This window comes from Lunatimonas lonarensis (genome assembly GCF_000390185.1).
Classification (GTDB): Bacteria; Bacteroidota; Bacteroidia; order Cytophagales; family Cyclobacteriaceae; genus Lunatimonas; species Lunatimonas lonarensis.
In genome coordinates this window covers 1-2,872 of record NZ_AQHR01000082.1, presented here as the reverse complement: position 1 = coordinate 2,872, position 2,872 = coordinate 1, and the positions used below count along the sequence as shown (strand labels likewise).

The window sequence follows — 2,872 nt, the reverse complement described above, 5'->3', positions numbered from 1 at the left end:
TTCTGTGGGAAGGTAGGGGTGAAATTCCCCCGCCTGACCCGATTGGCGGTAATTCAGACTTTTAAGTGGTTGTTGCTAATTTGGAAAAATATGATTAAAAAAATAAAGACCACAGATAACCCTTATGGAAGTGATTGGCTTGAAAAATTGAGGCAGGAACTACCAACAATTTCCAGGCTTAACATTTCGGATAGACGTTTTTTTAATGGATGGAATAGAAAAGCTTTATATATAATTGGACATAAGGTAAGTGATAGAAAAGCATATATTGGAATGACAAAAATCTATCTGGAGAACACGATCTTAAAAAAAAAACGACTGTAACAGTCCAACATTTATTTATCGGCATCTTATTACCGATAGTTGCTATAATTATTGTATGGGTTTCTAGTAAATCACCCATATAAAGTACAATAGCAACATCTATTTTTATCATAAATTCCATTTACTATATTAGGGATCTATTAAATCAGGATAAATTTAGTGACGAGATACAAGAGGAGATTAAACAAATAAACGGAAAACTAAATTTCAATGCGAAAATATGAAATTTGATTTTGACTTAATTCTTGGTATTCTTATATCAATGGGTGGCCTTTTGCTTTTAATTATATGTTTTAAAAATGAACTAAATAAAGCTCAAAGTGAATCATCTAAATCTGCTACCATCCAAATGAAAATCCTTGGACTTGGACTATTAATTGGGGGATTAATTTATGCTTTCTAAGAAGAAAACTACCGCCAACATACAAGGGCTAAACCGAAGTGGAGCGCAGCGGAATTTCGGGCTTAGCCTGTGATGCCTGTCCGCCGCGGCGGAACAGAAACGTAGCGGTTTTTTTGTGGGAAGGTATCTATGGGGATTGAAAAGTTGGGGTGATTTCGGTGGTGTGAAAAATGGTGCTGCCGGGCGTTGGTTCTGCGGCATTTTGACTGGTTGTTTCTTTTCTTTATGCTTTCTGAGTGGTTTTGTTGGCTGATTTTGCCTTGTTTTTTGGTGTTTTGGCTGTTTTCGGTTGTGCTGGCACGCGCTGTTCCGTACCGGCCGAAGCTGGAAAGTTTCCCCAACGCGAAAGGCAACAAGCTAGATGAGTCGACCCTACCTGTGGGAAGGTAGGGGTGAATTGGAAATCACGAACGCCGCCTATAAGTAAAAAAGACAGTTGGTAAATTCCCCCGCCTGACCCGATTATAGCGCATATTGAGAACGCCAACCGTTGCACATAGATTTTTTACATTTTTGAAAAATGTAACTTTTAAGTTACATTAGCGTTATGGATAAAATCAGGGAAGTCATAGCCTATCAAGACCACTTTGAGAACTTTCTGAAAAAGCAAACAGTCAAAGTTCAAAACAAGATTTATAAAGTCATTGAGGCTATTGAAACTTTTGAAAGAGTTCCGGAGACTTACCTGAAACCCATAAAAACAAAGAAAGGGCTATATGAAGCTAGGGTTCAGTTGGCAAGTAACATTTGGAGGGTGTTTTGTTTTTTCGATGAAGTAAAGCTGGTGATACTTCTCAATGGCTTTCAAAAGAAAACCCAAAAAACACCAACCAAGGAAATTGAAAAGGCTGCCAAACTGATGGTTGAATATTATGCTGAAAAGGAAGTTCAAAAAGGAAAAAAGAAAAGGAAATGAATACAAAGAGCTGGAAAGAAATCAAAGATGATGTGTATGGAGTCAAAGGAACCGAGCGCAGGGATGAATTAGAAAGGGATTTTGAGTCTTTCAAAATTGGATTGCTATTAAAAAAGGCAAGAGAGGATAAGAATCTAACCCAAGAACAATTGGCTGAATTGGTAGATAAAAAGAGAACCTACATATCAAGAGTTGAAAATGATGGAAGTAATCTGACACTGAAAACCCTTTATGAAATAGTTGAAAAGGGATTGGGTGGGAAGGTAAAAATCTCCATTGAATTCTGAAAAGGGAAATACGCGCTAAAACATCACCTTGGAAGACAGCGGGCGGTTCCGAGTAAATAGAATGTTTAGTATCTTTAAGAAGTTAGGAGTATGCTGGAAGAGAACGGCTCCGAATGCCCGCCGTTCTCCAAGCTGAATCCCGACTGTTGGCGGTAATACTAACAGACCCTACAAACCATAGTGACAAATTAATAAAACAATATATGAAAGAAGAACATTTCTTAAACAAAGTTTTCGCATCAAGCGGTATAACGAAAGACGAATTGAAGGAGATAATTCCCCGATACAAACAAGTGACTTTTCAAAATAACGACTACTTGCTAAAAGAAGGTCAAGTTGAAAAAAGTTACTGGTTTATAGAAACTGGTTTTATTCGTTCTTATATTATAGATACAGAAGGAAACGACATCACTTTTAACCTTTATAGTACTGGAGACGTTGTAATTGACTATCCATCTATGTTTTTCTTTGCACCGACAAGAGAAAATATTCAGGCTCTTACCGACTTAGTCTGTTGGGAGATTTCATTCAATGATTTTCAAGAAATGTTCAATACAATTACAAACTTTAGAGAGCAGCAACGGGGTCTTTTGGTTGGATGTTATTTTGCTTTAAAGGAACATAGTATTTCTTTAATAGCAGACCAAGCAAAAGACCGATATTTAAGACTACTTAAAGAAAAACCTCAAATTGTTCAAAATATCTCGTTAAAACATATTGCAACATTTTTAGGCATTACAGACACTTCATTGAGTCGTATTAGAAAAGAAATTGCAAGCGAGTAGTGTTTCTTGTCATATGGCAAGTTTTAATTTTTTTGGTTGTCTGATATTTGCACCATCATTAATCTTAAAAATTAAAAGTATGACACAGTTAAAAGAATTTATGTTGCTGTTCAGTAAGCAGTCGGTTATCCCCCTTGTTGGTTTAGGCAGATGTTGA

The 2,872-nt window shown here is 36.6% G+C and carries 4 protein-coding genes; all 4 read left to right on the top strand.

The features are described 5' to 3' along the window. A partial coding sequence (locus ADIS_RS12760; protein WP_238325430.1) for a hypothetical protein occupies nucleotides 1-324 on the top strand: 324 nt, incomplete at its 5' end. A 950-nt stretch (nucleotides 325-1,274) separates the two neighbouring features. Further along, nucleotides 1,275-1,643, top strand: a complete 369-nt coding sequence (locus ADIS_RS12745) for a type II toxin-antitoxin system RelE/ParE family toxin (protein ID WP_010854949.1) — start codon at nucleotides 1,275-1,277, stop codon at nucleotides 1,641-1,643. Continuing rightward, on the top strand, nucleotides 1,640-1,930 hold the full coding sequence (locus ADIS_RS12740) for a helix-turn-helix domain-containing protein (RefSeq protein WP_010854948.1): 291 nt from the start codon (nucleotides 1,640-1,642) through the stop codon (nucleotides 1,928-1,930). Before ADIS_RS12745 ends, ADIS_RS12740 begins: the two co-directional genes overlap by 4 nt. Nucleotides 1,931-2,133: 203 nt before the next feature. Next, complete coding sequence (locus tag ADIS_RS12735; RefSeq protein ID WP_035805899.1) at nucleotides 2,134-2,715, top strand: Crp/Fnr family transcriptional regulator; 582 nt, start codon at nucleotides 2,134-2,136, stop codon at nucleotides 2,713-2,715. Nucleotides 2,716-2,872 lie beyond the last annotated feature (157 nt).

Bases quoted from the DNA above. Each gene is read 5' to 3' on its own strand.
- ADIS_RS12745 (WP_010854949.1), top strand. From the start codon at position 1,275: ATGGATAAAATCAGGGAAGTCATAGCCTATCAAGACCACTTTGAGAAC.
- ADIS_RS12740 (WP_010854948.1), top strand. From the start codon at position 1,640: ATGAATACAAAGAGCTGGAAAGAAATCAAAGATGATGTGTATGGAGTC.
- ADIS_RS12735 (WP_035805899.1), top strand. From the start codon at position 2,134: ATGAAAGAAGAACATTTCTTAAACAAAGTTTTCGCATCAAGCGGTATA.